This is a genomic window from Holdemania massiliensis (genome assembly GCF_022440805.1).
Lineage (GTDB): Bacteria > Bacillota_I > Bacilli_A > Erysipelotrichales > Erysipelotrichaceae > Holdemania > Holdemania massiliensis_A.
In genome coordinates, this window is record NZ_JAKNTK010000001.1 from 3,432,303 (window position 1) to 3,459,258 (window position 26,956).

21 protein-coding genes and 1 riboswitch are annotated in these 26,956 nt (G+C 47.6%); of the genes, 7 read left to right on the forward strand and 14 right to left on the reverse strand.

What is annotated here, in order from left to right; genetic code table 11:
• Window positions 1-19 precede the first annotated feature (19 nt).
• From ligD to MCG46_RS15960, 3 genes are all read right to left on the reverse strand, one after another.
• Window positions 20-955 (reverse strand): non-homologous end-joining DNA ligase, encoded by a 936-nt coding sequence (ligD, locus tag MCG46_RS15950; RefSeq protein WP_240280851.1) that lies wholly within the window; start codon window positions 953-955, stop codon window positions 20-22.
• Complete coding sequence (locus MCG46_RS15955) at window positions 952-1,761, reverse strand: Ku protein (protein WP_240280852.1); 810 nt, start codon at window positions 1,759-1,761, stop codon at window positions 952-954. The genes ligD and MCG46_RS15955 overlap by 4 nt, the downstream gene beginning before the upstream one ends.
• Window positions 1,762-1,915: 154 nt before the next feature.
• Entirely contained in the window at window positions 1,916-2,836 is a 921-nt protein-coding gene (locus MCG46_RS15960; RefSeq protein ID WP_240280853.1) for a hypothetical protein, read from the reverse strand.
• Window positions 2,837-3,032: 196 nt separating this feature from the next.
• Between MCG46_RS15960 and MCG46_RS15965 the strand changes: the two genes are divergently transcribed.
• Entirely contained in the window at window positions 3,033-3,368 is a 336-nt protein-coding gene (locus MCG46_RS15965) for a hypothetical protein (protein WP_240280854.1), read from the forward strand.
• A gap of 71 nt (window positions 3,369-3,439) precedes the next feature.
• Here the strand turns inward: MCG46_RS15965 and MCG46_RS15970 are convergent, their stop codons facing one another.
• Entirely contained in the window at window positions 3,440-4,312 is an 873-nt protein-coding gene (locus tag MCG46_RS15970) for a putative ABC transporter permease (RefSeq protein WP_240280855.1), read from the reverse strand.
• A 176-nt stretch (window positions 4,313-4,488) separates the two neighbouring features.
• Window positions 4,489-4,562: riboswitch (Fluoride riboswitch) on the forward strand.
• A 71-nt stretch (window positions 4,563-4,633) separates the two neighbouring features.
• Between MCG46_RS15970 and MCG46_RS15975 the strand changes: the two genes are divergently transcribed.
• The 4 genes from MCG46_RS15975 to MCG46_RS15990 all read left to right on the forward strand — a co-directional run bounded on the left by MCG46_RS15975 (window position 4,634) and on the right by MCG46_RS15990 (window position 10,166).
• Window positions 4,634-5,824, forward strand: a complete 1,191-nt coding sequence (locus tag MCG46_RS15975; RefSeq protein ID WP_240280856.1) for a cation:proton antiporter — start codon at window positions 4,634-4,636, stop codon at window positions 5,822-5,824.
• A gap of 351 nt (window positions 5,825-6,175) precedes the next feature.
• The gene (locus MCG46_RS15980) at window positions 6,176-6,862 is read left to right on the forward strand and encodes a class II aldolase/adducin family protein (protein ID WP_240280857.1); all 687 of its coding nucleotides are present in this window, start codon (window positions 6,176-6,178) and stop codon (window positions 6,860-6,862) included.
• Between the two features lie 2 nt (window positions 6,863-6,864).
• Window positions 6,865-8,343, forward strand: a complete 1,479-nt coding sequence (locus MCG46_RS15985) for a rhamnulokinase (protein ID WP_240280858.1) — start codon at window positions 6,865-6,867, stop codon at window positions 8,341-8,343.
• Between the two features lie 53 nt (window positions 8,344-8,396).
• Window positions 8,397-10,166, forward strand: coding sequence for an L-fucose isomerase (locus MCG46_RS15990; RefSeq protein ID WP_240280859.1), 1,770 nt, complete (start codon window positions 8,397-8,399; stop codon window positions 10,164-10,166).
• A 214-nt stretch (window positions 10,167-10,380) separates the two neighbouring features.
• Here MCG46_RS15990 and MCG46_RS15995 read toward each other — a convergent pair whose 3' ends face one another.
• From MCG46_RS15995 to MCG46_RS16040, 10 genes are all read right to left on the reverse strand, one after another.
• A complete protein-coding gene (locus tag MCG46_RS15995; RefSeq protein WP_240280860.1) occupies window positions 10,381-10,803 on the reverse strand; it encodes a helix-turn-helix domain-containing protein in 423 nt (140 codons plus the stop codon).
• 96 nt (window positions 10,804-10,899) lie between these two features.
• Window positions 10,900-12,519, reverse strand: a complete 1,620-nt coding sequence (locus MCG46_RS16000) for a nucleoside kinase (protein ID WP_240280861.1) — start codon at window positions 12,517-12,519, stop codon at window positions 10,900-10,902.
• Between the two features lie 178 nt (window positions 12,520-12,697).
• Window positions 12,698-14,647: an Ig-like domain-containing protein gene (locus MCG46_RS16005; RefSeq protein ID WP_240280862.1), complete on the reverse strand. Its 1,950-nt coding sequence runs from the start codon at window positions 14,645-14,647 to the stop codon at window positions 12,698-12,700.
• Between the two features lie 463 nt (window positions 14,648-15,110).
• Window positions 15,111-17,882 carry a M56 family metallopeptidase gene (locus MCG46_RS16010; RefSeq protein ID WP_240280863.1) on the reverse strand — a complete coding sequence of 924 codons (2,772 nt, stop codon included), beginning with the start codon at window positions 17,880-17,882 and terminating at the stop codon, window positions 15,111-15,113.
• Window positions 17,879-18,235: a BlaI/MecI/CopY family transcriptional regulator gene (locus tag MCG46_RS16015; protein ID WP_020225610.1), complete on the reverse strand. Its 357-nt coding sequence runs from the start codon at window positions 18,233-18,235 to the stop codon at window positions 17,879-17,881. Before MCG46_RS16015 ends, MCG46_RS16010 begins: the two co-directional genes overlap by 4 nt.
• A 359-nt stretch (window positions 18,236-18,594) precedes the next feature.
• The gene (locus MCG46_RS16020) at window positions 18,595-20,373 is read right to left on the reverse strand and encodes an FAD-dependent oxidoreductase (RefSeq protein ID WP_240280864.1); all 1,779 of its coding nucleotides are present in this window, start codon (window positions 20,371-20,373) and stop codon (window positions 18,595-18,597) included.
• A gap of 103 nt (window positions 20,374-20,476) precedes the next feature.
• Window positions 20,477-21,355 (reverse strand): LysR family transcriptional regulator, encoded by an 879-nt coding sequence (locus MCG46_RS16025; RefSeq protein ID WP_240280865.1) that lies wholly within the window; start codon window positions 21,353-21,355, stop codon window positions 20,477-20,479.
• A 98-nt stretch (window positions 21,356-21,453) separates the two neighbouring features.
• Window positions 21,454-22,098, reverse strand: a complete 645-nt coding sequence (locus MCG46_RS16030; protein ID WP_240280866.1) for a hypothetical protein — start codon at window positions 22,096-22,098, stop codon at window positions 21,454-21,456.
• Window positions 22,099-22,122: 24 nt separating this feature from the next.
• Window positions 22,123-24,594 carry a peptidoglycan DD-metalloendopeptidase family protein gene (locus MCG46_RS16035; protein ID WP_240280867.1) on the reverse strand — a complete coding sequence of 824 codons (2,472 nt, stop codon included), beginning with the start codon at window positions 24,592-24,594 and terminating at the stop codon, window positions 22,123-22,125.
• A gap of 19 nt (window positions 24,595-24,613) precedes the next feature.
• Window positions 24,614-25,147: an FMN-binding protein gene (locus MCG46_RS16040; RefSeq protein WP_240280868.1), complete on the reverse strand. Its 534-nt coding sequence runs from the start codon at window positions 25,145-25,147 to the stop codon at window positions 24,614-24,616.
• Between the two features lie 326 nt (window positions 25,148-25,473).
• Between MCG46_RS16040 and MCG46_RS16045 the strand changes: the two genes are divergently transcribed.
• Both MCG46_RS16045 and MCG46_RS16050 read left to right on the forward strand, forming a co-directional pair.
• Window positions 25,474-26,187, forward strand: coding sequence for a hypothetical protein (locus MCG46_RS16045; protein WP_240280869.1), 714 nt, complete (start codon window positions 25,474-25,476; stop codon window positions 26,185-26,187).
• Between the two features lie 49 nt (window positions 26,188-26,236).
• The gene (locus tag MCG46_RS16050) at window positions 26,237-26,950 is read left to right on the forward strand and encodes a hypothetical protein (RefSeq protein WP_240280870.1); all 714 of its coding nucleotides are present in this window, start codon (window positions 26,237-26,239) and stop codon (window positions 26,948-26,950) included.
• The last annotated feature ends 6 nt before the right edge of the window (window positions 26,951-26,956 follow it).

Genomic DNA, 26,956 nt, shown 5'->3' on the forward strand with positions numbered 1-26,956 from the left:
TATTTAAGGAAAGAGTATTTCAACTATTTTCATCAACTTTACATTCAATGGCCCGTTTATCATCCCGTAACCCTTTCAGTACTGGCTGACGGAGTGAACCTGCCGCGGTTTTATCCATGTATTTTACCGTACAGACAAGCTTGGGTTTCAGCCAGACTGCTCGTTCATGATTTTGAGGTTCCTCAGGAAAAGGACACTGCGAAGTGACCGGCAGTTTTCGCCGCAGCAGAGTTTCACTGACGCCCAGCGTAACATGCCCCTTATAGACCAGCGTTCTGCCCTGGTATTGTCCCAGTACCAAACTCAGCACATTCCGTTCCTTCTGTAAATAGCCGCAGATCACAAAATCCTCATCTTTCAAATTTTTTATCTTAATCCACGAGCTCGTGCGCCGACCGCATTGATAAAGACTGTCTTTTTCTTTGGCGACAATGCCCTCGAGATTCTGTGCCTGCGTCCAGGCATAGAGCTGTCTGCCTTCCTGCAGGTAGGTTCTCGAACACACGGCCGTTTCACTTTGTCTGAAAGATTTCAGCTTTTCCTTGCGTTTGACTAACGGCAGACCGGTCAGATCCTTGCCGTTATACTCCAGGATATCAAAGACGATAAACGTCGCCGGATTGCTTTCCTGAGCCAGCCGGACACGGAAGGCGCTGCGCAGCATTTCTCTTCGCTGCAGCGCATAGAAATCCGGTTTTCCCTCATGAAAAACAACAATTTCCCCATCCAGCACAGCGGATTTGGGCAGACAGCGATGCAGGTTCAGCAGCTCCGGGAACTGATCGTTAAGCAGCTTATCCCGCTTGTTGATCAGCTCCGTATGATCCGAACAGTAGGCCAGACACCGCGTACCGTCCCATTTGATTTCATACAGATAATCATCACTGTCAAAGGCTTCTTCACTGCGGCCGATCAACATCGGCGCATAGCCATGCTGATCAAACAATTCACTCATGATAAGCTCTTCCCGGTTCGCTTCCGCGCCGTTTTCGCCTTCGCCGCTCCCACGGTATTCTGCTTCAGACTCTGGCTGAGCGCTTCCATCAGATCAACAGCCTGCACACTTTGCTTTTCCTTAACCTTGACGATTTCCTGGCCATGAATTTTTCGTTCGATCAGGCTGCGCAGACGCTCCTGGTACTCATCCTGATAATCCGCAATGTCAAACGGACCGCTGAGCTGATCAATCAGCTGCTTCGCCATCGTCACCTCGGCTTTGGTCAGCTTGCTTGCCGTCTTGGCTGGGGCCGTGACGATCTCATCTTCAAAGTACAGCGAAGTCACGCGCATCCCATCCTCTGTAGCCCGGATCAAAAGCAGCGCTTCCTTGGTTCCCAGCACCGTGCGGGCCACCGCGGCTTTCTTGGTGGCAAGCATCGCCTCACGCAATAGATCAAAGGCTTTCTGCCCTTGCTTATCAGGCTGGGCATAGTAATTCTTCTCAAAGTAAATTGGATCCACTTCCGCTTCTTTCACAAATTTCAAAATCTGAATCGTCTTATCCTTTTCCGTCTGGATTTTTTCCAGATCCTCAGCGGTAATGATGACATATTTATCTTTCTCATATTCATAGCCTTTGACAATCTCCTCCTGCTTGATTTCCTTATTGCAGGAAGGACAGTATTTTTTATATCGGATCCGCTCACCGGTTTTCTTACACAGCTGATTAAAGCTCAGATCATGTTCCCGCACCGCTACCTGCAGCTGAATCGGAATGTGAACCAATCCGAATGATATCGCACCTTTATGCGCACTTGGCATGCAGATCACCCCATTTCAGGGTTAGTATGGATGATTCGCTGAGATTTAATTACGGCCATCATGCAGCTCTGAGATGAAAAAGAAACGGCGGTCTTTCCATTCTGATCCCCGCCTCTCCTTTATGTTTCATTTTATCTGCATCCAGCGGCAAAATCTATGCTGATGCGGCCTCCGGAATCCAATAGAAGCCTTCGATCGCAATGGATCCGCCGATATTTTCCATGACCAGACAATACGTTTGATTCCCTTCGACAAGCCCAGTACAGCCGGGATCCTCGATCAGCAGCGTAATCAAGGCCGCAGTCCAGGTGCCTGCCGATGTCAGTTCCTGAACCTCTGCCGATTCCATCGTCACCGCATTCCAGATTTCTGCATTCTGCGGATAACAAGGTGCGGTTCTTGGAAAAAATGCTAAGACCGCAAAATAATCGGACGCCCGCAAAGCCGTGACAAATTCTTCGCTCAGCTGCGCAGCGTCCCCCATGCTTACTGTACTCCGATCCGCACAATCCGGAATTTCCCGCAGCCGATCAATTTTTAAGCCGTGGGTCTTATCCAAGGTCAGCCAATATTGGGAATGCAGTGTCTGGTCACAATCCAGCCATGTCAGATCCACGAGGGTAAAGTCAGCCTGCGGATGGATTGTATATTCCTGAATCTCAGGCATGACCGGCAGCCGGTCCAGCCGGGCTTCTTCCTGCGCAAAAAGCGAATTATATAAATCTGTATTCCGTGTATTGATCGCCTCGACGAGCTGCTGAATCAGTGAGCTCAGCGCTGCATCCGGCTCCCGTACTTCTTTCGGATTATCTAACGTACAGCCTTCCGCCAGGTCAAAGAAAGAAATCGGCTGCGCCTGACCTTCCTTCTTCACGTCAAGCTCAAAGTTGGTGAAGAAAAACGTAGGAACCTCCGGTTCCGTCAGCGTTGGCTCCGGCGTTGAAACGGACTCTTTCTGTTGGGATGGGTCAGTGGACGGCAGCGGTGTCGGATTCGGGGCTGACTGACACGCTGAACTCAGCATGAGAAGCGCAAGTCCGGCTGCGAATCCGCTGGCTAATCTAATTTTATTCATTTTTTTCCTCTTTTCTTTTTGGCATTCAAATTTATCAAACTGTCAGTTTTAACGCAAAATCCAGCGTTTGGGCATTTGTTATCAAACGCACAAGTCTTGTTTTTATTCAGGAATTTCTTTATACTTTTATTATAGAGGAAAGTTCAGCTCTTTCCAGCTGAAAACTTGAAGATTGCAAGAAAAGAGGTGCCTATTCATGAAAAGTTTGAAAGCTTATCCTACCTATCTGTTATTTGTGGAACGGCATCAGCCGGTGATCACCCTTAAGGATCGGGATTATACCGGCAATGATGCACTGCTGGACGAGCGCATCCGAACGCGCCGGCAGCTTTACCTTTTCCGCCTGATTTATCTGTTGATCGTTAACGGAGCGGCAATCTTTATTTTTCATATTTCGCTCACGCTGCCTCTGCTTTCCTTGATTCCTGCCGAACTGCTTTTTCTGTATATTAAAATGCCGGCTTCCTTTCTGGATCAACTGGTGCCCGCAGAATCCATTGAGATCGGACAATCTGCCGCCTCTCCCCATTAAGCCAAGCGTTTATCCCACACAAAAATCCGCAGAGTTTCCGCGGATTTTCTTTTTTGATGCTCAAACCGCCCTCAGCGGCCCAATGTATTTTCGATCTTTTCCACAATCGCGTCCTTCTTTTCATCAAAAGCTTTTTTTGTACGGTTGCGGGTCTGATCCACCCAGGCACGAAATTCATTGGAGAATTCCGGATTAACCTGATGCGGGAATGCTTTGTTTAAACGAGAGCGAATCTTGAAGGTTCGCTTCGGCATCAAATCGATGCGGCTGACCATTTTGTCGATGATCGCCGACAGCTGCTCGTCGGCATCGGTGGAATCCATCACGGCCTGGACGCGTTCATAAAATGGGATTTCATCGCCTAGCTGATCGACATTTTTCATCGCTTCACGCAGCTCCTGCATGCACTTTTCCAATTCGACGAATTCCTTGTTGCGCCGCAGCAGAGCATGGACTGTTTTGAAGACATCGGTGGAAAAATAGATCAACAGCGCAGCGTTCATCACCCACAGCAGCTGAATCGGAATCTGCTGGACGGCATTTAAGATCGGCGGATGAATAATGTAGACAACAAACAAACACATCAAGCCAAATAACGTTGAGTTTAACAGACAAATGCGGCCGTTCAGATTGAAGCGATAGCGGGAATAATCCCACCACCGGGTATGAAACAGCTTTTCCATCACATAGCTGGTCAGATATTCCAAAGTGCTGGTAATCACCACACCCCAAAGAAAAACCATCCAGAAGGAATCCGCGACCGGTTCGAGCAAGGTCAGCACAAAAACCCCGCCAAAACCATAAATCGGACAATAAGGGCCTGCTAAAAAACCACGGTTAATCCATTTTCGCTGTCCGACTGAACAATAGATGCATTCGCAAACCCATCCCAAAAAGCTGTAAATAAAAAACAAGATTACCGCCTGAGCCGGAGTTTCGATCATAATACCCCTCCTGTTTCGTGATTATTCTACGCCAGGAAGCCGACTTTCAGTCGCTTTCCCGATCCTTTTATTAAAAGTTCAGGCTTTCGCCTGTACCTCATTATACACGCTACGGCTATTCGCAACAACTGCCGGATTTCTTACAATCTTGACATTGTGTCGAAAATCAGGTTTAATCATAGGCAGGGAATGATGTCTCCCCTGGCGATTGGCCTAAACCGCTTTAACAGCTGATGACTTCTATGTGTTTTTCGCATAGGTCGTCAGCTTTTTTTGCGGCTGGCAGCTCCGCCATAGGACACTTTAAAAGGAGGAAAAAACATGTTAACGAGTCTGGCATGCTTATTTTTAGTCGGGATTCTTTTCAGTCAGCTTCTGCAGCAGCTGCATTTGCCGGGGTTGTTGGGGATGATCTTAACCGGAATTTTATTAGGCCCGTATGGATTAAATTGGTTATCACCGCAGCTGATGACGATTGCGACCGATCTGCGTCAACTGGCGCTGGTCTTGATTTTATTACGGGCAGGACTGGCGCTGGATCTGAACGATTTAAAACGCGTAGGCCGGCCGGCGATCTTACTGTGCTTTGTGCCGGCATTCCTTGAGATCATCGGCTATGTTGTGCTGGGGCCGGGATTATTGGGCTTGTCGGCAATCGAATGTGCAGTAATGGGAGCGGTGATCGCGGCTGTCTCTCCGGCGGTCATCGTGCCGCGAATGTTGAAGCTGATGGAAGAAAAACGTGGTACGGCACAGTCGATCCCGCAGATGATCATGGCGGGCGCTTCCGCGGATGACGTCTTGGTCATCGTGCTGTTTTCCAGCTTTCTGTCCCTGGCTCAAGGGGAGTCGGGATCGGCTGTGGGACTGTTGCAGGTTCCTGTTTCGATTCTGGCTGGTCTTTTTATCGGAGCGATCACCGGTCTGCTTCTGTGCTGGTTTTTCCGCAGAGTTCATCTGCGGGATTCAATCAAGGTTCTGATTCTGATGAGCGTGGCCTTTTTATTGCTGGAAGCGGAAAACTGGCTGCAGGCCTTTCTGCCTTTTTCCGGATTGCTGGCCATCATGGCGATGGGGATCGCGATTTACAGCCGATATTCGCTCTTGGCAGGACGGCTGTCGCAGAAATTCTCCCGCTTGTGGGTTGGGGCGGAGATGATGTTGTTTGTTCTGGTCGGAGCGGTGGTGAATCCCGCCTATCTTGTCAAGGCCGGGGGTCCGCTGATCCTTCTGATCTTCAGCGCGCTGCTGCTGCGGATGGGAGCGGTGGCCCTATGTCTGATCAAAACGTCGCTGAACTGGAAAGAGCGCGTTTTCTGCATGATCGCCTATTGTCCCAAAGCCACAGTTCAGGCGGCGATCGGAGCGGTGCCATTAAGTTTAGGTCTGGCCTGCGGCGAGCTTGTTTTAAGCGCTGCTGTGATCGCGATCTTAATCACAGCGCCTTTAGGCGCATTGGGCATCGATCTCACTTATCGAAGATGGCTGAAGCCGGAAAAGAAATCTATATAAACCGGTCTTTCCCTGCTGAATACATCCGGGATTTTTCTTTTTTCAGAATTTGCTTGGTCTTTCGGCCCGCCTTCTTCATTGGACTCCTCTTTCCTTTCATCAACTCAATAAGTTATGATTTCTTTCCGCTTACGTTGATGGAAAATGTCCATACTGACCGGATTTTCACAGAAAATTCAAAGAACGTTTTACTGATGAATAAGACTGCAAATTTCAAAGACCCGCCTGCCAACGACGTTTTTCAGCCGTGTATTTTGATCAATGGCGATTCTGCGTGATAGCGGTTTCATTCTAGGCTTGCATGCGCCCTGTGATTATGCCACAATTAACTTAAAGGGAGGATGAAACATCATGAATGAACAAGAAATTCGCGAACAGATCTGCGATGTGTGCCACAAGATGTGGCAGCAGGGCTGGGTCGCAGCCAATGACGGCAATGTGTCCGTCAAGATCGGTGAGGATCTTTATTTAGCGACGCCGACCGGCATCTCCAAAAGTTTTATCACGCCGGACAAGCTGATCAAAATCAATGGCCGGGGCGAGGTGCTGGAAGCCTTAGAAGGTTATCGGCCAAGCAGCGAAATTAAAATGCATCTGCGCTGTTATCAAGAACGGGAGGATGTCGGAGCGGTGGTTCACGCCCATCCTGCCACAGCCACCGGTTTTGCCTGCGCGCATGTCCCGATGGACGACTATGCGATGATCGAATCCGTCATTGCGATCGGTTCTGTTCCGATTGCGCCTTACGGTACGCCGTCAACCGATGAAGTTCCGGAAGGCATTGCCCCTTACTTGAAAGAGCACGACGTTATCCTGTTGGAAAATCATGGAGCGTTAACGGTGGGCTGTGATCTGATCACGGCGTATTACCGCATGGAAACGTTGGAGCTGACCGCCAAGATCATGCTCAATGCCCGGCTGTTAGGCGGAGTGAAAGATATCGCACGGGAAAACATCGACCGCCTGATCACGATGCGCGATACGACTTATCATGTTACCGGAAAACATCCGGGCTATAAGAAATATTCCGGGAAATAGCGATGGAACCTTGCGTACTTGCGATTGATTTAGGCGCCAGCAGCGGCCGCGTGATCGCCGCCCTGACCGAGGGAAAGACGCTGCGCTGTCATGAAATTCATCGTTTTGCCAACGAGCCAGTGCGCTGCTGCGGTTCGTTGTATTGGGATGTTTTATACTTATTCAACCAGATCAAAAAAGGTCTTACGCTGGCGGGGCAGCATTATGAGGTAAAATCGCTGGCGATCGATACGTGGGGCGTGGATTTCGGATTGCTGGACAAAAGCGGAAGGCTGATCGAGAACCCGGTCTGTTATCGGGATGAGCGAACCCGCGGAATTCTTACGGAGCTTTCCTCTGTGCTTTCCATGCCGGAACTGTTTGCCCAGACCGGCAACACTCCGGATGAAATTAATACGCTGATGCAGCTGACAGCGCTTAAAAAACAACGGCCCGAAATGCTGGAGCGGGCGCACCGATTATTATTTATGCCGGATCTGATCGGTTATTTCCTAACCGGCAGACAGGCCTGTGAGTTTACGATTGCCTCCACTTCGCAATGTCTTAATCCCCAACGCACCGGAATCCATGAAGCGCTGCTTCAACGCTTAGGCCTGCGTCCGCAGCTGTTTGTACCACTGCGCTATCCTGGCGAAGTGCTGGGTTCCTTAAAAGCGGAAATTGCTGAGGAATGTGGTTTGGGACAGGTGGACGTTGTTCTGTGCGGAGCGCATGATACCGCCAGCGCTATTTATGCCCTGCCGACGGAAGATCCGCATCCGTTATTCTTAAGCTGCGGAACCTGGGCGATACTCGGACAGATTCTGGATCAGCCAGTCATCACCGAGGCCAGCGCCAAACTGGGTGTTTCCAACGAAGGCAGTCCTGGCGGCAAGACCCGCCTGGTACGAAACTGTACGGGTCTGTGGATTATCCAGCAATGCAAAGCCCAGCTGGAGCGGCAGGGCATGCCGTTTTCCTACGATGAAATTGAAGCGATGATGGATCAGGCTCAAAGCTATGAAGGTTTGATCGACACCCAGGCCGCGACCTTTCGGGAATGGGGACAGACAATTGAACGGATTCATGATGCTCTGAAAGCAACGGGGCAGCCGCTGCCCAAGACGCCCGGCGAACTGTTCTGGTGCGTCTACCAGAGCCTGGCCGTCCAGATGAAGCTGGCGTTTGACGAGCTGGAAGCCCTGACGCAGCAGCCTTCAGATACGCTGTATATGGTCGGCGGCGGCTGTCAGTCCGCCACCTTGCGGCAGAAGATCGCCGATGCCATCGGCAAGCGGGTGGTTGCCGGGCCGGTGGAAGCGACCGCGCTGGGCAATATCGCCGTACAGCTGATCCGTGAAGGTTTAGTCAGCGATCATGCGGCAATCACGGAACTGATTCAAAACAGTGAAAAAATCATCACGACGCTGCCAGAGAAATCCATGGAAGCGCAGATCCAACGGCTCAAACAAATTCAGGCGCAGATGCGGGATTATACTTAGGCATAAACTTTAAAGCCGGCGCTGAAATAACAAGAAAAGGAGAAGAAATCAGAATGGAATTAAGTAAATGCAAGATTGGTATTCGCCCGACAATCGATGGCCGCTGGGGCGGCATTCGTGAAGGATTGGAAGAGCAGACGATGGGCATGGCCAAAGCGGCCAAAGCTTTGATCGAAGCCAATCTGACGTATTCCGACGGCACACCGGTTCAGGTTGTGATCGCGGATTCAACGATTGGCGGGGGCCGGAAGGCGGCGTTATGCGCGGATAAATTCAGCCGCGAACATGTCTGCGGCACGCTGTCCGTCACCCCTTGCTGGTGCTATGGATCAGAAACCATGGATCTCGATCCAACAACCGTCAAGGCCGTCTGGGGCTTTAACGGCACCGAACGGCCAGGCGCGGTCTATCTGGCTGCCGTCATGGCGGCGCATGCCCAGAAGGGGCTGCCGGCCTTCTCGATTTATGGCCATGATGTGCAGGATGCTCAGGACAGTTCGATTCCCGCTGACGTGCAGGAAAAGATTCTGCGCTTCGCGCGCTGTGCGGTGGCAGTTGGCGAAATGCGCAACAAAGCGTATGTCAACATCGGCGCCATCGCGATGGGCATCATGGGCAGCTGCTGCGACCCAGATTTCTTCCAGAAGTATTTGGGCATCCGGGCTGAATGGGTCGATATGTCGGAAATTATCCGCCGTGTCAATCTGGAAATCTACGATCATGAAGAATATGAACGAGCTTATGCCTGGGTGAAGGCGAATTGCCCGGAGGGGTTTGATAAGAATGTCAAGCCATACAGCGCGGAAGAGAAGGAAAAACAATGGCAGTTTGTGACCAAAATGACAATGATCATCCGCGACATTATGTTAGGCAACGACAAGCTGAACGAAATCGGCCGGCATGAGGAAGCAATCGGACGCAATGCCATCGCCGGCGGCTTCCAGGGTCAGCGGATGTGGACGGATTATATGCCTAACGGTGACTTTGCGGAAGCCATCACCAACTCCTCCTTTAACTGGAATGGCAAAAAGGAACCGTTGATCTTAGCGACGGAAAACGATACGCTCAACGGAGTTGCGATGTTGTTTGAAAAGCTGCTGAACCATCGTGCCAGCATCTTTGCCGATGTGCGGACATACTGGAGTCCGGAAGCGGTGGAACGGGTAGTCGGACGCAAACCGGAAGTCCGGGCTGCGAATGGATTTATCCATCTGATCAACTCCGGGGCGGCGGCGCTGGATGCCACTGGCTGCGCCCAGGATGAAAACGGCCAGGGTGTAATGAAAACCTGGTGGGAAATGACCGAAGCGGATATTGATGCGTGTCTGAAAGCGACTGATTGGTGCCCGGCGGATCTTGGCTATTTCCGCGGCGGCGGCTTCTCCTCCCATTTCAGAACTCATGCGGAAATGCCGGTCACCATGGTACGGATGAATCTGGTTCAGGGTGTAGGCCCTGTTATGCAGATCGCGGAAGGCTGGACTGTGGTATTGGATGAGGATATGCACAAGATTCTCGATCAGCGCACCGATCCGACCTGGCCGACAACCTGGTTTGTTCCGCGCCTGGATGAAACGAATCCAGCCTTTAAAGATGTGTACTCCGTGATGGCCAACTGGGGTGCAAATCACGGTACCTTCACCTATGGTCACATCGGCAAGGATCTGATCACCCTGGCCAGCATGCTGCGAATTCCGGTTTCGATGCATAATTTAAAGGACGGCGATCTGTTCCGTCCGCACAGCTGGGCAGCCTTTGGCACCAAGGATCTGGAGAGTGCAGACTACCGTGCCTGCGCTGCTTATGGCCCGCTGTATAAATAATTCTTAGAACGTCAGAAAAGCGAAGGCGGCAAATTCCTTCGCTTTTTTATATTTCAACTTTTTTGGGAAAGGTAAATCTGAAGCAGAAATTGGGCATAGAGATGCAAGCGGATTTACCTTTCATCCTACGTGAAAATTACCTTTTATTTTCCTGAACACAAAAGAACGCTGTGAAGATTCCACAGCGATTCTGTCTTGTTCATTTTGTGCGAACTTATTTTTCCTGACGCAGAAATAAAATTCCAGCACAGGCTAATCCCAAACCCGTCAGCTGAAAACCACTGGCAGGTTCCAAGGTTTTCAGGATTGAACAAACAATCAGCGCAATCCCCATGGCAACCACGATGGCCTTGAGTACCAGATCTACAATGGAATTGATCTTTTCCAGCCATGAAACAGACTTTCCGGCTGCTGCGGCAGACAGCACCTCTCCCTGCAGCAGCTCCTCTGCGGACACCTGCAGCACTTCTGCCAGTTTGGGCAGCGACTGAATATCCGGACAGGATAAATCCCGTTCCCATTTCGACACCGCTTTGTCCGTGACCTGCATCCGCTCAGCTAACTCAGCCTGCGTCATTCCCTGAGCTTTGCGCAGACTGGCGATTAACATGCCCATCGTCTTTCCTGATTGTTTCATAAGCTTCCTCCTTGCTTTCGGATATCATCATAGCCTGAACACAGCGAATTCCGCAATCGACCGGAAGTAGGAGTGACTCAACCAACAGTTTCCCTGCTATTCTTCAAACACACTGCCGCCGATAAACTCAGCCAAAATTGAATCATGCGGCACAAAGGCAGGATCTCCGGCATCGAAGTAGGCCAGCAGCCGGCGGATGCGGTTGGCCTCGATATATTCCGGCACATCCACCGGCACCTGATCCAACAACGGCGCCAGAATCGTCTTTAAGATCGGCAGCTCATAATCCATGGAAGTATTGAACAGAAAATCAGCCTGTTCTTGATAAGGATAGATATACCGATCCTCGCCGGCCTTCACCTGTTCCCATCCCTGCAGCGTATCCTGAACGCTGCGGCCGCGGAATTGATAATCCCGCGTCATCCGGCGGATTAAACGATAATCGGTTGTCGTAATCCGATTATGCCGGTCTAAATTCAAGTGCGTCAGAGCATTGATATAAACACGGAACTTTGCGGTTTCCGCGATCTTCTCGGAACTGCGCGGATTCAGGGCATGAAGTCCCTCAAGGATCAGGATCTGATCTGTTTTCAATGTCAGCGGCTCACGGATAAAGCGTTTTTCACCCAGCTTAAAATCATACGTCGGCAGCACGACCGGCTGACCGCTGATCAGCGCTTCCATGGAGGCATTGAACAATTTCAGATCCAGACATTCGATATTCTCATAGTCATGCGTTCCATCGGGCAGACGGGGACTGTCTTCGCGGTTAAGAAAGAAATCATCCATGGAAATCGCAATCGGGTCTTTGCCGCGCTCACGCAAGGCCAGTGCCAGACGCCGGGAAAACGTCGTTTTCCCAGCCGAGCTGGGGCCTGCGATCAAAACGATCTTTAAATTCCGATGAGCTGCGATCTGATCCGCCAGCTTTCCCAAGTCCTGCGCTACGCGCTTTTCATTCTGGGCAATGATCTGCGGCAGATAACCTTCCCGGATTTTTTCATTCAGCTGCGAGATCATGGAAATGCCGGTTTCCCGCCCCCGCTGCTCAAACTGACGGTACACTTCAAACAATTTCGGCTGATCCACGAACACTTTTTCCGTGCTGAACCAGAATCCCTGATGCACCGCCTGCAAGGTAAACTGTCTGATCCAGGAGGCATCCGGAAGCATCACGCCGTAGAAATAGTCATCCACTCCAGCGCATGTATAGATACTGCACTTCGCTGACGTCCGCTGGCGCAGCAGGCTGGCTTTGTCCTGCATTCCCAGCGCTTCAAAATGCGCGACCGCTTCCGCTTTTGAAACTACCCGCCGCAGTATCGGCTCATGATGATCAATCATGTCCTGGATTTTTGTCCGCACCTGTTCTAACTCCGAAGGAGTGATCGGCTCACTGCGAATCAGGGAGCCATAGAGTCCACCTGCCAGCGAATGTTCAATCAAGACATCCGTTCCATCCAAGCACAGCCGCACTGCGGTAATCAACAGAAAGCTCAATGTCCGTTCGGTCATCATCTGTCCGATCAAGCTGTCCAGACGAATCCATTCAAAAGCCCCGCTTTTGTTTAAGCGGTAGTTTAAATCATGAACTTTTCCATTTAAAATTCCACCCGCCAGCAAAGCGGAATGATCCTGGCTGGCTGCCAGCTGAGCGATAGTCATTCCCTTCGGAATCTGAATTTCACTTTGATCCGGGAAGCGAAGCGTCAACATAGCTCATCCCTCATTTCTTTTCTACCATCATAGCATAATTCCGACAAAATTCGTACAGTTACACAGTCGGAGGCAATCCCTGTTTCAGTCCGATGTTACAGTCTATTCTTTATTTCAAAAATTTTGTCAAAAAAAATGACGCTCCATGAAGAACGTCATTTTTGCTTGACTCTTGAATTTATTCGATCGTGATCAGAACGTAGCTTTCTGCCAACAGATCGCTGTCACTTAACAGGCCCACCAAAACTTTACCTGCAGCCTTGGCGGTTACCGTACCGTTTTCATCTACTGAAGCGATATTTTCATCCAGCGATACCCAATTCATCTGGATATCATTGGCGGTCTTCGGTAGAATATCAGCGCTCAGAGCTGCCGTTTCGCCTACTTTCAAGGTTGTTTTGTCTGCCTTGACGTAAACGCATTCTGTCGGAACAACTTCTTTGACGGAAACTTGATCCAGCCACAGACTGCCTTCGCCTTCACCAACGACATGCAGTGCAACCTTCACACTTGCGGCATTGGCAGCCGTGATGAAGTTGTAATCAAACTTTCTGAATTCTGCGCTCATGTTCAGATTGTCTGTCAGTTTTGCCAAATGCGTCGAAATCGTATTGCCTTCGGCATCCATCTGGTTGATTTCGTAGCAGAAGTTGCCCGAATGCAGCGTATCGGTCTTGTGCATGAAGCTCAGCTGATAGCGTTCATTCGGTTTCACTTCTACAGTCTGTTCAATCGAAGCATCGCCGGCCTCTTCACCAGTCTTCGCAATTTTTGCGGCTTTGTTGCCAGCTTCTACTTCTTCATAAGCCAATGCGAATTTTGCATTGCCTTCGGTAGTCGCATCGGTTAATGTCCAGCCTTCTTCGCTTTCCATATCACCGTTAACCAACAGATTAGCATCACTGCCCACCGTCGGTGTGATCCACTCGCCAAACAGGCTTAATGTCGCGATCTGGCTTCCGCCTTCTACGGCGTCCAAAGTCAATTTCACATATTTAACTTCTCCGCTTAATGCGACTTCCGTTGTTTCCTTCGTCCCGTCAGCCACTGCCGTATAGTCTGTGCCATTCACTGAAGTTTCAACATGGAAAGCTTCCGGTGCTTTTTCACCCCACTGGATGTTCAGTTCCTTAGCCATGTATGGACGATCCAGCGACAGAATGACTTCCTGCTCGCCTTCGCCCGACTGCCAGACTGTCTTGTCATCGCAGTCAACCATGTTATATGGATGGGAGCCCTCAGCTGTACTGGTCGCTGTGACATCCTGTCCCAGTGCCCGGTCATGTTCGATCATCGGTGCCGTTTCATCCAGCAGTTCGATATCCGCCCACATCAAGTCATGGTCGGCCATATCGGAATGATAGGTTTCAACATGGGTAATGTTGATATTCTTTGTTGTGATGATGTTGTCAACAGTCATGACCTTCATTGAATCGTCGGTGCCGTTGAATGAATCAAACCAGACACCGTCTTTTCCGTTGGAGATGTTGTAGTTGTCTTTGAAGATATCGTACTCATACAGACTCTGGTCGGCATTGAAGTCCGCAACCAGAATTTTGTACGGAACTGGATCCGCAGCCAAACGTTCAATAATTTCAGTGAACTGCCGGCGGCGCAGGTCGTTGTTTTCCCAGCTTGTGTGAGTAACATAGAAAGCGATTTGTTTGCCTTCTTTTTCAACCACAACGCGTTCTAAAGTTTTGGTGGCTTTACTGCCCGTGCTCTCAATAGGAACAGAGCTGATTTCCTGGAATTCTAAAGAAGAGGTTGTTCCGACTCCGAAGTAGCCGTCAGCGAAATCCCGTCCCTTGGCGAAGTGAACGTATGGATAATTGTCGTTGACAAAGTCCTGAGCCATATCGTAGTCGTTGCGGGTATTCAGGATATCAATTTCCTGGAAGCCCATGATTTCAATTCCCCGTTCGTGGATAATGTTGGACATTTCTTTGATGTCTGGGTGCGCTTTGGAATCAATGTTCCAAGTTGCAACGCGCATGGTCGTCACGTCAGAAGACGGCGTTGGCGTCGCTTCATTTTCCGGAGCGGCCGGTGTCTGAGAGCAACCGGTAACTGCCGTCAAACAGAGTAAACCAGCTGCCAGAAGTGCAGAGAGTTTTTTCAGTTTCATGTTTCTTTCTCCTTGTTTTGCGCTTGATAGCGCTTCCACACAAGAAATGGTACTGCTTTTTTCTCATCTTGTCCAATAATCATTTGTAATAAATAAGTTATAATTAGTTATCTATAAATCCTGCTTATAGTTATGAAATGATAGTCCTTGATCCGTTCAGAATAAACCGCAAGATCCTAATATGAAGAACAGGCATTCTTGATTCGTTCTTCCAGCTTCTTTTTATTTAAGAGCAGCAAAATCAAAGAAAAAGTGCTGTCCTATTCTGCAAAGAACCACAGCACTTCTCTCTCCTCCGCTTTCCTTTTATAAGGAAATAGCGTCGGACGGGCAGCTTCACAGCGACCCTACACCTTGAATCTATTCATTCTGTTTCAAATTTCAATCCCAAAATAGCTTTTTTGAGCAATACGAGAATACGCTATACCAAGAAGTAAGAAACCCCTTTTTTACAACATTTTAGCTATTGCGCAAACATGGAAGCTAAAGGTTCCAGATTAAATTCCGCTGGCTGCTCATCGGTAATCACCTGAATGATCTGAGCGGCCAGATCCAAAGCCCGCTCATCGGTTCTGCGGATGCGGTCGTTAAGCTCATCAAACATCGCATAGGTGGCTTCGATCAAAGCCTCATCCTCAATATTCATATCCACTGTTGAATATTGTTGAGTCTGTGGATTATATGTGGTATTCAGCCAAACAGAGAGTTCTGGAAAATAAGCATTGCATTCATAAGACGTATGCTCGCCCAATGTCGGGCTGCGGTCAAGACTTACCATAATCATAAAGTTTCCGTCAACTCCAGGAATCACATTTCGCTGAGTTTCGTCTAATCGGTAATCGCGGTCAATGTAGAGTTTGTTTGTTCCTAACTCCTGCGTAATATTTAACGTTGGGAAATCTGTAGGCTGCGCCGTAACGGAAACCGCTGACTGCTGAGCATAGTAACGATCGACAAGCGGCATACGGCTGTTGTATTCAGCATATGCATTCGACTCAGCCACAAGCATATCAATCTGGGCGAGCTTCTCTTCATTGATTTCAAATGTATAATCCTGTATTTCAAAAACGTTCATCCGGATTGCTGATGCCATCGCATATTGCAGATAAGGCGTCAGTTCGTTGACCGTTTGACCCTCGGACAATACCGCAAAATGTAGGCTTGGACGCTGATCTTCCGGCAAATTCTCAGTCGACAAATAACCTAATAATTGACCATAATATCCGATACTTTCTCCAGCTAGTCGGTAAACTCTGTCATTCAGGCCACCATAGAAGGTGCTGATCCCCAGATCCGGATGATCCATCCGAATATACCGCCGGCCTTGTTCATCTTCTCCTACTTCACTAATCGTTCCCGGTGCAATCGCAAGCACTGGAATTCGAGTGCGGTCTGCAGTTTCATCGTCGGTCAGATCCCACCCGATGACGTCATAGTCTTCACTGATGTCATAGTCCTGCTTCCAAGCCAATAACGGAGCGACGCTGGATGCATTTTGCGGAAGTGAAGCAAAGTAATCTGGGCAACTAAAACGACCATCTTCCAATATCGCACACGTGTACTTTTGAACGACTTCCTGTTCATCATAAAGCCGTATCATCGCCGCAAATTCTTTCCAGAAGTCTTCCGATAAATTCAGCTGATTCGCCGACGTGTTTACAAATAACCGATCTAAATTCTTATCATAAGCAAGCTGACCGCCTTCTGTCTGACCCACCTTTGTAAATTTAATCACCAGCTGATCTGAATTAGAACCATAGCTTAACCGTATCGGTCCCAGTGATTCAAATACCGTACAGTAATCAATTGAAGTCAGATGATCTCCCAACGCCAGATTGACGTTATTGAAAGCCTCGGATATCACATAGTTATCCACATAGAGCTGATAAAGCAGATCAGCCAAGTCTGCGCATTGTTCGGCTTTCCATCCGGACAATTTCAAGTCGGCGGCGATAACCTCCGCCTTGCTTAAATCATAAGCGATGGCCACTCTGCGCTGCAGGTTCTGCTCCCCGCTCACAATGACTAAATTCTGATCAATCATCGGGATGATCGACCATTGATATTGATTATACGGTTCATTCAGGTTGACGACCATATCCACACTGGCAATCTGAGCCTCTGCCGCTTGATTCAGCAGTTCATTGATCTGCCGCTGATCCTTGCCAAAAGCTGGATTACTGAGCAGCGGCACCGCTAAAAGCAGGCATGCTGCGATTCCGGCAGCCAGCACCCAAAATGTCGGTTTTTTATAATTCAGGATGTTTCTGATCCGCAGCTTCGTGTTGCTTTCACTGAAGGACAGCGCCGTGATCGTCGGCCGTGACGCGAACTGCAGCAGTGTCATGCCGTAATTAATTCGTCCGTTTTGACCTAAACGGCGCACGACGGCTTCATCGCAGGCCATTTCCATATCCTTGCTCATCAGGATGTAGGAATACCACAGGATCGGATTAAACCAATGGAACATCAAGACCAGCGAACCGATCATCTTAAATACATAGTCATAACGCCGCAGATGAATCCGCTCATGCGTTAACACATATTTTTGCTGGCGGAGATCCAAATCCATCGGCAGATAAATTTTGGGGTGAAATAAACCATAGATAAACGGCGAAGTGATCGCCTCACACTCATAAATATTCTGTTTCACACGCATGGCATAACGCAGTCGGTGACGCAGAGTTAAACTGTTGATGATCAGCAGCCCGGCATAGCCGATCATGCCCACGACCCAGATCACGCTGGCCAGCTGCAGAAGCGGAGAAATTGGCGTTAACGGAGAAACCAGCTCATCACCGCCGCTTAGCTCATCCAGCGGTTCAGAGGAATTGCCTGATGCAGGATTATTGGCCCCCACCGTCATTCCAGACTGCCCATCGCTATTCTGACTCGCAGCACTGCCGTTTGTCTGGAATCCTGAAGTGTTCACAGCGGTTTCCCCGGTATTCATAATCGGTGCAGGGATTGGATTCTGGGACTGATTTACAGAAGGAACGACAAACTGGACGCGGCCTTCAGAAACCTCAGGACTGGCCACAGACAAAACGCTGACCCGACTGGTAAAGGAAAACGGCATGACCAGACGGATTAAAACGAATCCCCACAGGGCGTAAGAAAAAATTTTAGGGGCTTTCTTTAACGGCAGCCGCACGACCATGATGGCTGCAGCGACGATACTGGCAGCCACACTCATATTTAAAATTGTCTGAAAAAGCGTTGTCAGTGTCCTCATTTTTTCTTTTTCTGACGATCCAACAAGTCTTTCAATTCGTCGATTTCTTTTTCAGACAACTTGCGATCCTGCAAAAAAGCGGTGACAAACTGCGGCAAAGAACCTTTAAACACCTGATCTACGACTTCACTGCTTTCCTCCCTTTCACATTCGTCCCGTTTGTACAGGGCACGGACGATGGATTTTTCATTGGCGATGACGCCTTTATCCTGAAGCCTTTTGATGAAAGTGTACGTTGTCGACTTCTTCCAGCCAAACTTCTGATCACACACCGTGACCAGCTCTCCGGAAGAGACCGGCTCCCTTTCCCACAACAGATCCATAAAACGAAATTCCGCAGATGTTAATCTCATGCCTGTTCCTCTCTTTCCAACTCTATCTGCCTAAAGTCTACAATTGTAGCCTCGAATTGTCAAGCCTTCTTTATTCAGAATTTAAAATTCAGTTTATTCCCTCAAATCAGCTTAAATCTTGCTTATCCGAGCTTAGTTTGAAGCAAGGTAGTCCTGGATGAACAATAAACAGCTTTGAAAAACATCAAGCTTCATCGTTCCCTTTCGCTTCTTTTGATTCACTGCACGATTTAGGTAAAATCAAAACAGCGATGAACAAAAAAACAGACCGTCCTCCCAAGCGGTCAGGCAGTCTGTAAGACAAGAAACTGATCTTTTTAGGATTACTGTCTGTTTTCTATTCTCTTTGGATCTCTGAATTACTGTGCCGCTAACTGCTTACCCAGCACCATTCCGCCGATCGCTGAATGCGATAAGGAGCTGCCGCCGATATACTTAACCAGATAACCACCCGCAATTTCACCGATGGCATACAGATTATCCGATACCGGAGTTCCGTCCTCCTTGACGACCTGCAGCAAATCATTAACCCGCAGTCCGCCGGTAGTGCAGGCGACGCCGTTGGCAACCTTCATGACATAATAAGGAGCTTCCAGTTCCTGGAAGAAGCGTTCTCTGCCGAATTCATCCTCTGTTTCACCGCGGACTGTGGCATTAACTTTATCAATCGTTTCTTTCAGAACGGCTTCATCCACTTCCAAGGCCTTCGCCATCGCTTCAATCGAGTCATATTCGACCATCAGCCCCATATTCTGATAAGAGTTGATTTTATATGCGACCGATTCATTATAATCCACCGCATGGCTGTCGAAGATTTCATAATAATACGGATCACCCAGTTCATGCATCACCTTCGATGCCACCTCGCTGTGACTGGCCTGTTCATCGCAGAAGCGCTGTCCTGTTGACTGACGGATCAGAATACCGCCGCAGTTTCTGACAATGTTGGTTGTTACTGTGATGTGTTTGTTGACTTCCAGCGTAGCATCGACATGTTTATCATCCATATCAATTAAACCAGCGCCCAGTTCAAGCGCGGCATTGAGCATCGCACCATCCATGCCCTTGGAACCGCCATAAACCAGACCGTCATAGTCTTCACCCCAGTATTTGACGATCATTTCATTGTTGTCACCCCAGCCGCCGCTGGCCAATACAATGTTCTCACCGGTATACTCTACCCGATTTCCCGCGGCATCCGTTCCTGAAACGCCATTGACATGACCGTTATCATCGACCAGCAGTGTATCAATCCGGGTTTGATAGCGGATATCAACGCCGGCTTTTTCCATTGCGCCGATCAAAGTGGAAACCGCGGTTGCGATATTCGGTGAAACGGCATGACCGCGGGCGACCTCGGAACCATCGGTCTTGTCGATCTTTGTGGTATTGTAATGAACGCCCATGCTTTCGAACCAGTCGATCAGCGTCTGACCGTTGTCAGCGATCATCCGGCATTGGTTCGGATCTTTTTTACCCTCGCTGTCGTCGATCTGCCATTGATAGAAATCGTCGGCATTGTCTTCAATTCCCTGCGCTGCCTGCAGCGAAGTTCCGCCCAACAGGAAGTCTCCTGTTGATAAAACGGAATTGCCGCCAAGATATTCTTTTTGTTCCAGCAGAATCACCTGTGCGCCGTTCTGCGCCGCGGACAACGCCGCGGTAATTCCGGACAAGCCGCCGCCGACAATCAGAATTTCGGCCTCATGGGTCTGGTCTGCATACGTTTCTTCCTCTACCTTGACGGCCTGGAGTGCTTCAATATCCGCACCGGCCTGTTGAGCACAGTCCTTCACCCCATTGATCAAAGCCAAGCTGGAATAGGTAGCTCCGCTGACGGTATCCACCCCCAACGATTGATTGGCCACGATCTTTTCCGATAGGATTCGGATTGCTTCGGTTCCCACCATCAACGTTTCGTTGTTATCGCCGACCTCAATGGATTCGATCGCTGCATCGCTGAATGTCGTTTTAACTTCAATCGGACCGCCCATCCCCGTCTGAGTTGAAGTATACGTTCCAGCTTTGTAAGCCGTGTTGGATTCTGGCGCTGCCGATGGAGTCGGGGCTGACGAACAGCCGGTAACGCAAGTCGCCGCCAACAGTGAAACCAGAATAAATGAAACAAGTTTTTTCATCGTTTTCTTTCCTCCTCTGACCAACAGTGTAACGGAAAATTACCTTGTTCATTAATTCACACATTGAATAATCGTAATTTCTGATTCAAATTTTGAATAACCGCTATTTCACTGCCAGTTTTACAAATTTGGAAATTGCTGGATTGTCATCATTCTGACGCCAAGCCAGGACAACCCCATACTGCGGCAGACTGTCCGTTAATGGCAACCCCACCAGTTCTTTCATAAAATATTTTAAAAGCATTCCGCCGCCGGCAATGCCCAAAACTTTGCCCATCTCAATCTGCGCAAAATAGTTTTCTGCCGTCATTTCTTCCTGAACGACAGCCTCCGCAATCTGATGATTACGGCATTCCTCAATCATCTGGTCGTATTCCTGAGGATAACGCTCACGTTTGCGGATGATCAGCGGATACCCTCGCAAGTCAGAAAATTTTAGTTCTTTCTGCAGGGTCAGCGGATGCCTTTTGGGTGCAACCACAACCAAACCTGCGGATTGGATTAATTGGTTCTCTATTCCTGGCTGATCCGTAATGCTCAGCTGTCCGGTAATAATCAGATCTGTCTGCCTGCTTCGCAGCGCTTCAATGGCAGAGGCATAATCATAGAAGGCGAACTGAACCTGAGCGTCCGGATAGGCTTTTTCAAATTTTCTGACTTCTTCCATCAAAATTTCCCGTGTCCGCATATTGACATAACCCAGCCGCAGTTTTTTTCCGGCGAGCTGATTCTCATCTCTGGCTACTTCTTTCATCTTGTCGCAAAGCGCCAGAATTTCTTTCGCCAGAACTAAGCAGCGTTCCCCTGCGGGCGTAAGGACAATCGGCGTTGTCCGTTCGATCAGCTTGACGCCCAGTTCCTTTTCCAAATTGGTAATGTGATGGGAGATATTGGGCTGACTGACATAGATTTTTTTCGCCGCCGCAGAAAAACTCCCGGCTTCCGCAACGGCGATCAGCGACTGATAATCTTGTAAATTCATAATCTTTCCCTCTTAGTATCTTTACTATACTCAATTTTGAAAGATTTTTGAATTCAAAGTTTTCCTTCTTTGAATATCCATTTGTGAAACCCTGCCTTTCAATCCAAAGTCTCACTGCTTTGCACGACTTGAATCATCCAGTTCGGGAACTGTTCACGCAGCTGTGCCGCCAGGATTTCCCGTTGATTTTCTTCCATCCACAGATCAATACAGGGAAATTGCCGATCTGCCGGGAATTCTTTGCCATCCAACGTATGGATCACAACGGTAAATGGAATTTCACCCAGCTCCTCAATCGTTGGATCCCGGTCTAATGATTCCAACATGGACAATATAGATAGATCCCATTGCAGATTAACAGAAGCTGGCTCAATCGCAAGCCACCCCTGTTTCTTAAGCTCAGCGTCGAACACACGTCCCACGCGGACTGAACAGACATTGCCTAAAGTTCCCTTATAGGCAAAGAAGTAATCCCGATAAAAGAAGTCCGGATAACTGAAATAAATTGGATAATCCGGATAAGCTTCCTCCGCGGCATAGCCATCGCAGGAATCAGCATCGCAGTGAATTTGCTGAATCACAAACTCCCGATGATACTGGCGGGATAAACAGCGCAGGATATGTCGTTCAATTCGCTGCGGCCGGGAGAAATCCAACCGCAGGAAATGATCGATTAAAATCAGATTTTCAAATACTGCAATCAACACCATCACAACGACGGTGATTTTCGTTTTCTTTTCCAAAGCTCTAGTCCTTCTTATCCTTGCTTATCGTCCAAGCACTTCATACAGTGAACTCGTGACGACAGATATCGGTTGGCCACCGGTAATAATCTGCAGGATCTGATCGCTAAGCGCTAATGCCTTTTCATCAATCTGCTGGGCTTTTTCCATTATTTCCTCAATCCGCGCGACAACGGCGCTGCGGATTTCTGCATCCGCATCCATATAGCTCATAAGCACATCATTTTGAATCAGGATTCGTTTTTCCGGATCATAAATTCCCTCAGCCGAATACTGATGATCATTGAGATCAACGTTAACCGCAATCTCTGCTGAGGATTTGCCTGCTTTCTGTTTGACGACCACATTGACGACAAGATTCATTGAGCACCCTGGAAGCACTTCAGTATTCAGAACTTTAAACAAGTAGCTTCGGCTGATGTCAAATTGATTATCTTCTGAATTTTGAACAAGGGTCAGTGTCGAGAAGTCATTGGGCTGAGCTGTCACCATAATCTCAGAAATCGGAGTACCGTAATTATGTTCAACCTTCGGCGTAAAGTTCGGGGTATATTCTTCAAAGGCTGTGCTGCCTTTGACCAGCTGCACAATTTCTTTCCATTGCGTCTTATCAATAGTATATTGGGTCTGGACACGTTCCGGAACTTGAATCTGCCGGCCGCGAATCAGCGAATATTCAAGATATTTCCGGCTGTCAGCAGCTGCCTGATTGTTTTCCAGCACTGCGAAATGAACATGGGCAGGGGTATTCTCCTCCCTCATGGTTGCGATAACTTGTCCCTGTTCCACTTGACTCCAGGTTTCCATCCAGATTTGATCACTCAATCCACCATAAAAAGTCTTGCGGTGACCATGATCCAATATCATATAGGCTCCCCATTCTTGATCATAACCGATCTTTTCCACCCGCCCCTCCGCTGCCGCCAGCACTTCCAGACTGCCGGACTGGCTCGCGATATCCAGACCCTGTACGCCGTACTCAAAAGAATCTGAGAGTATTTGAGGCATCGCCGCCGGATAAACAAACGGAATCGCTTTAGGAATTTTATAATAATTATTCGGACATAGGATTGTTTGATCTTCTCCGATATAGCAAAGCTTGGTCTGATCCACCGATTGTTCATAAAACCCTGCCGTCTGCGCCGCAATTTCCTCCAGCCGCTGTTCGCTGATCGAGGTCCGATAGAATCCGCCGGATATCCGATCCAGCTTATGATTTTGACGATTCCAAAGCAGTTTATAATGGGCGCCCATTTCAATATAAAACTGCGTATTGTCAACAGGGCCAAACCGAAGCTGAAACAGATCAAATTCCGGAAATGCTGCGCATTCGTTAATGATGATCAGTTCCCCGCCGGAATACTCGATGGCCTTCTCCCGAGCCTGTTTTAATTCTTCTTCATTCCTGTAGTAACGGCCTGCGGTCTGCGCGGCTTCCAGACATCGTTCTTCTGACAAAGTCGTTTGTTTCGCAGGAAGATAAGCTTTAACGAGCTTATCCTGCTTGATATTCCATACGAGCTGAGCTTCGGAAATACCATCCCGATCGATAAAAACAAGAATTTCCTGCGTGTTGTTCAGTGGTATCAGCGAGCATTCATAGTCTTCTAATCCTTGAGGCATCGGGGCAAGCACGGCCATTTCATTGTCTTTGTTTCGCGGATTCTCCGCCAACAGTTTCTCCAGAGCTGCCTGATCCTGACCAAACCGGTTTGACGCAGACATCCAAAAGAACAGAATGCCGATCAAAAACACCGCAGCCGCAAATCCCATACCTGCGGCTAAAATGAGTTTCTTCTTTCCGGTCTGCGGCTGAGATTTTGCTTGATTCTTCTGTTTTTCATCAGAGTTCAGATCAGGTCTTTTCTTTTGATCGCTGAAGCCAAGTACAAAGAGGTTTGTTGATGTAGTGAGCTGGCGCTGCAGGTTTTGATACTTGATCCTTTCTGCAGCCGTCAATTCCTTTTCCACAGCCGCATTACAGCGCTGCTCTAAAATTTCAGTTCCAATGCTGTAAAGCAGATAAGCTCCCGGATTAAACCAGAAAAGCATTCTCAAAAGACCGAAAGCTAATTTTAGGTAATGGTGATTGTGTCTGATATGGTAGAGTTCATGGGCAAGAATCCAGCGCTTCTGGACTGCCTCAAGATCAGCTGGAAGAACAATTTTAGGCTGTTTTTCGCAGGTCACAAACGCCGTCGGCAAATTTGTCGCGTATACAGATGTCTGATCAATTCTTTCAGCTTTAATTCTATGCACAAGCCGTCTATCATGGAAGAAAAAACCAACGGATACCGCGATTCCCATGACCCACAGAGTAAAGATTGGCAGCCAGAAAAGACAAGGGATAAAACAGAGGAAAATGAAGGTGCTTTCCCCAATTAAAAGCCGACTGGAACTTTTTCTACGCAAAAATTCTGATTGAGCCAGCTTTGGATCCATCAGAATATAACTCAGAATTCCCAAAACTGCCGAAATGATAATAAATTGATTCATGTTCATGAGCTCCCTTCGCTTATTTCCCCTCCAACGACAACGCTTGGTTAACCGCGTTAATCATGGCATTAGAACTGATCGTCGCACCGCCTAAGATATCCACTTCTGTGGACTGCGATTCAATCATTCGTTTCCCAATTTCATCGCAGGCAACATCCCCAATCCCCTTGGTTTCATACTGATCCACAGCGATGTTGGTAATTAATCCGTTCTCTATTTTTACTGCTACTGAAATTTCTCCCCAGCGTCCGTCGGCAGAGCCATAGTAAAGACCATCATCCGGAAATTTAGAGACCATGCGGTTGATTTCATCTTCCGACATGATGACACGGTCTTCCTTCGGATTCTTCACCTGATCAAATTCAGGATCTGCCGGGATTGGCGTTTGTATTGTTTTATCTTCCTCTGTTTCTTTATCCGTTTTTACATTAACTTTCGATTCTGGCAAAGGTGTATCTGCATCCTTCGAGACACAGCCTGAAGCCATATATAGAACAAGCAGCGAAACTCCCATCCTCTGCATTGTCATTAAAACTTTCCGCTTTTTATCCATCTTCGGTTCCTCTTTCTTTATGATTAAAATGACACTGATACACTTTAAATCTACATCTATAGACCCAAGATGTCAAACTAAAATAAATAATAAAAAGTCTTAATATAAAACTAGATTTTTTAGCTAATGACGTTCTATCTTCTGTTTCATATTTTTCATTCTTCTCCTCTTTGATTTTAGAGATTAGACCTTCCATCACTTATTCTTTCGTGATATAGTATAAGCGAAGTCTAATATTGTAGACCTTAAGTTATATAGATAATGTGGAAAAATTAAAGAATCCAATTGTTCTATAGACCGTTATTTATACTTATCGAGGTGATCTCATGTTTCTTCGTAATCGCTCTTTTCGCTTTTTTAGCATTCTTCTCATTGTATTCTCGTCGCTTTTTAACCTGTTTCTTTCTGCTCCTCGCATTTATATGATTTATTTGTATTGGAAGTCTGAAAACATCCTTTATTATTTCAAGGAACCTTCTGATTGTTATTTCAATCCTGCTCTACCTGTTGCCCTTTGCTCATATGAAAAAGACACAAATACCGACATAAGTAAAATTCCTGATTATAACTACACGCATCATCCTAGCTGGACTTTATTTGATTTTCTGTCAAACACTCCCATTGAATGTACGCAGGAAAATATGATCTCCATTCAGACTGAAATCCTTTCCCATGTTTACTGTTCGGAAATAACGAGAGGCTACTCGGATATTGGCTGTTATCTGGAACGGTTTGGTGATTCTTCTGAGCCCAAAAATGTCTCTCCAACGCGCATCAAGAAAAATAAAACTGGGGTTTATCAAATCAACCTCGTTGTTCATGAAGGTACGTTTGATGAGAAAGATGAGATTATCATGATGGAAAGAATTATCAGGATTTTCCCTAGCCGTTTTCATACAAAAGCCTGTTTCTTTGATTATGTTGACAATAATACAATCATTGAACCTATTTTGAAAGAATTCGGAGCTTATAGAGAAAAGAGTATAAAACACTTAAGCTTAAGTTCCCGTGATTCCTATTTCAGTAATCGACAGCACTAAATCACCCGAATTCATTTCCTTTTTGTTATAAATTTTTAGAGGTGATCTCATGTTTCTTCGCAATCGCTCTTTTCGCTTTTTTAGCATTCTTCTCATTGTATTCTCGTCGCTTTTTAACCTGTTTCTTTCTGTTCCTCGCATTTATATGACTTATTTGTACTGGAAGTCTGAAAACATCCTTTATTATTTCAAGGAACCTTCTGATTGTTACTTCAATCCTGCTCTTCCTGTTGCCCTTTGCTCGTATGAAAAAGACACAAATACCGACAGAAGTAAAATTCCTGGTTATTTCTACACGCATCATCATAAGTGGACTTTATTTGATTTTCTGTCAAACACTCCCATTGAATGCACGCAGGAAAATATGATACCCATTCAGTCTGAAATCCTTTCCCATGTTTACTGTTCGGAAATAACGAGAGGTTACTCGGATATTGGCTGTATTATAAAGCGAGTTGGTGAGTCTGATGAGCAAAAAAACATCTCGCCGACACATATCAAAAAAAACAGAACTGGGGTTTATCTCATCAACCTGGTCGTTCCTGAAGATACGTTTGATGAGAAAGATGAGATTATCATGATGGAAAGAATCATCAGGATTTTCCCTAGCCGTTTTCATACAAAAGACTGTTTCTTTGATTATGTTGACAATAATACAATCATTGAACCTATTTTGAAAGAATTCGGAGCTTATAGAGAAAAGAGTATAAAACACTTAAGCTTAAGTTCCCGTGATTCCTATTTCAGTAATCGACAGCAGTAAATAAAG

Coding starts and splice junctions, on each gene's coding strand:
- MCG46_RS16010 (WP_240280863.1), bottom strand. CDS start 17,882: ATGAGGACACTGACAACGCTTTTTCAGACAATTTTAAATATGAGTGTG.
- MCG46_RS16015 (WP_020225610.1), bottom strand. CDS start 18,235: ATGAGATTAACATCTGCGGAATTTCGTTTTATGGATCTGTTGTGGGAA.
- MCG46_RS16020 (WP_240280864.1), bottom strand. CDS start 20,373: ATGAAAAAACTTGTTTCATTTATTCTGGTTTCACTGTTGGCGGCGACT.
- MCG46_RS16050 (WP_240280870.1), top strand. CDS start 26,237: ATGTTTCTTCGCAATCGCTCTTTTCGCTTTTTTAGCATTCTTCTCATT.
- MCG46_RS15995 (WP_240280860.1), bottom strand. CDS start 10,803: ATGAAACAATCAGGAAAGACGATGGGCATGTTAATCGCCAGTCTGCGC.
- MCG46_RS16035 (WP_240280867.1), bottom strand. CDS start 24,594: ATGAATCAATTTATTATCATTTCGGCAGTTTTGGGAATTCTGAGTTAT.
- MCG46_RS16025 (WP_240280865.1), bottom strand. CDS start 21,355: ATGAATTTACAAGATTATCAGTCGCTGATCGCCGTTGCGGAAGCCGGG.
- MCG46_RS15965 (WP_240280854.1), top strand. CDS start 3,033: ATGAAAAGTTTGAAAGCTTATCCTACCTATCTGTTATTTGTGGAACGG.
- MCG46_RS15955 (WP_240280852.1), bottom strand. CDS start 1,761: ATGCCAAGTGCGCATAAAGGTGCGATATCATTCGGATTGGTTCACATT.
- MCG46_RS15980 (WP_240280857.1), top strand. CDS start 6,176: ATGAATGAACAAGAAATTCGCGAACAGATCTGCGATGTGTGCCACAAG.
- MCG46_RS15960 (WP_240280853.1), bottom strand. CDS start 2,836: ATGAATAAAATTAGATTAGCCAGCGGATTCGCAGCCGGACTTGCGCTT.
- ligD (WP_240280851.1), bottom strand. CDS start 955: ATGAGTGAATTGTTTGATCAGCATGGCTATGCGCCGATGTTGATCGGC.
- MCG46_RS15970 (WP_240280855.1), bottom strand. CDS start 4,312: ATGATCGAAACTCCGGCTCAGGCGGTAATCTTGTTTTTTATTTACAGC.
- MCG46_RS15985 (WP_240280858.1), top strand. CDS start 6,865: ATGGAACCTTGCGTACTTGCGATTGATTTAGGCGCCAGCAGCGGCCGC.
- MCG46_RS15990 (WP_240280859.1), top strand. CDS start 8,397: ATGGAATTAAGTAAATGCAAGATTGGTATTCGCCCGACAATCGATGGC.
- MCG46_RS16045 (WP_240280869.1), top strand. CDS start 25,474: ATGTTTCTTCGTAATCGCTCTTTTCGCTTTTTTAGCATTCTTCTCATT.
- MCG46_RS16040 (WP_240280868.1), bottom strand. CDS start 25,147: ATGGATAAAAAGCGGAAAGTTTTAATGACAATGCAGAGGATGGGAGTT.
- MCG46_RS16000 (WP_240280861.1), bottom strand. CDS start 12,519: ATGTTGACGCTTCGCTTCCCGGATCAAAGTGAAATTCAGATTCCGAAG.
- MCG46_RS15975 (WP_240280856.1), top strand. CDS start 4,634: ATGTTAACGAGTCTGGCATGCTTATTTTTAGTCGGGATTCTTTTCAGT.
- MCG46_RS16005 (WP_240280862.1), bottom strand. CDS start 14,647: ATGAAACTGAAAAAACTCTCTGCACTTCTGGCAGCTGGTTTACTCTGT.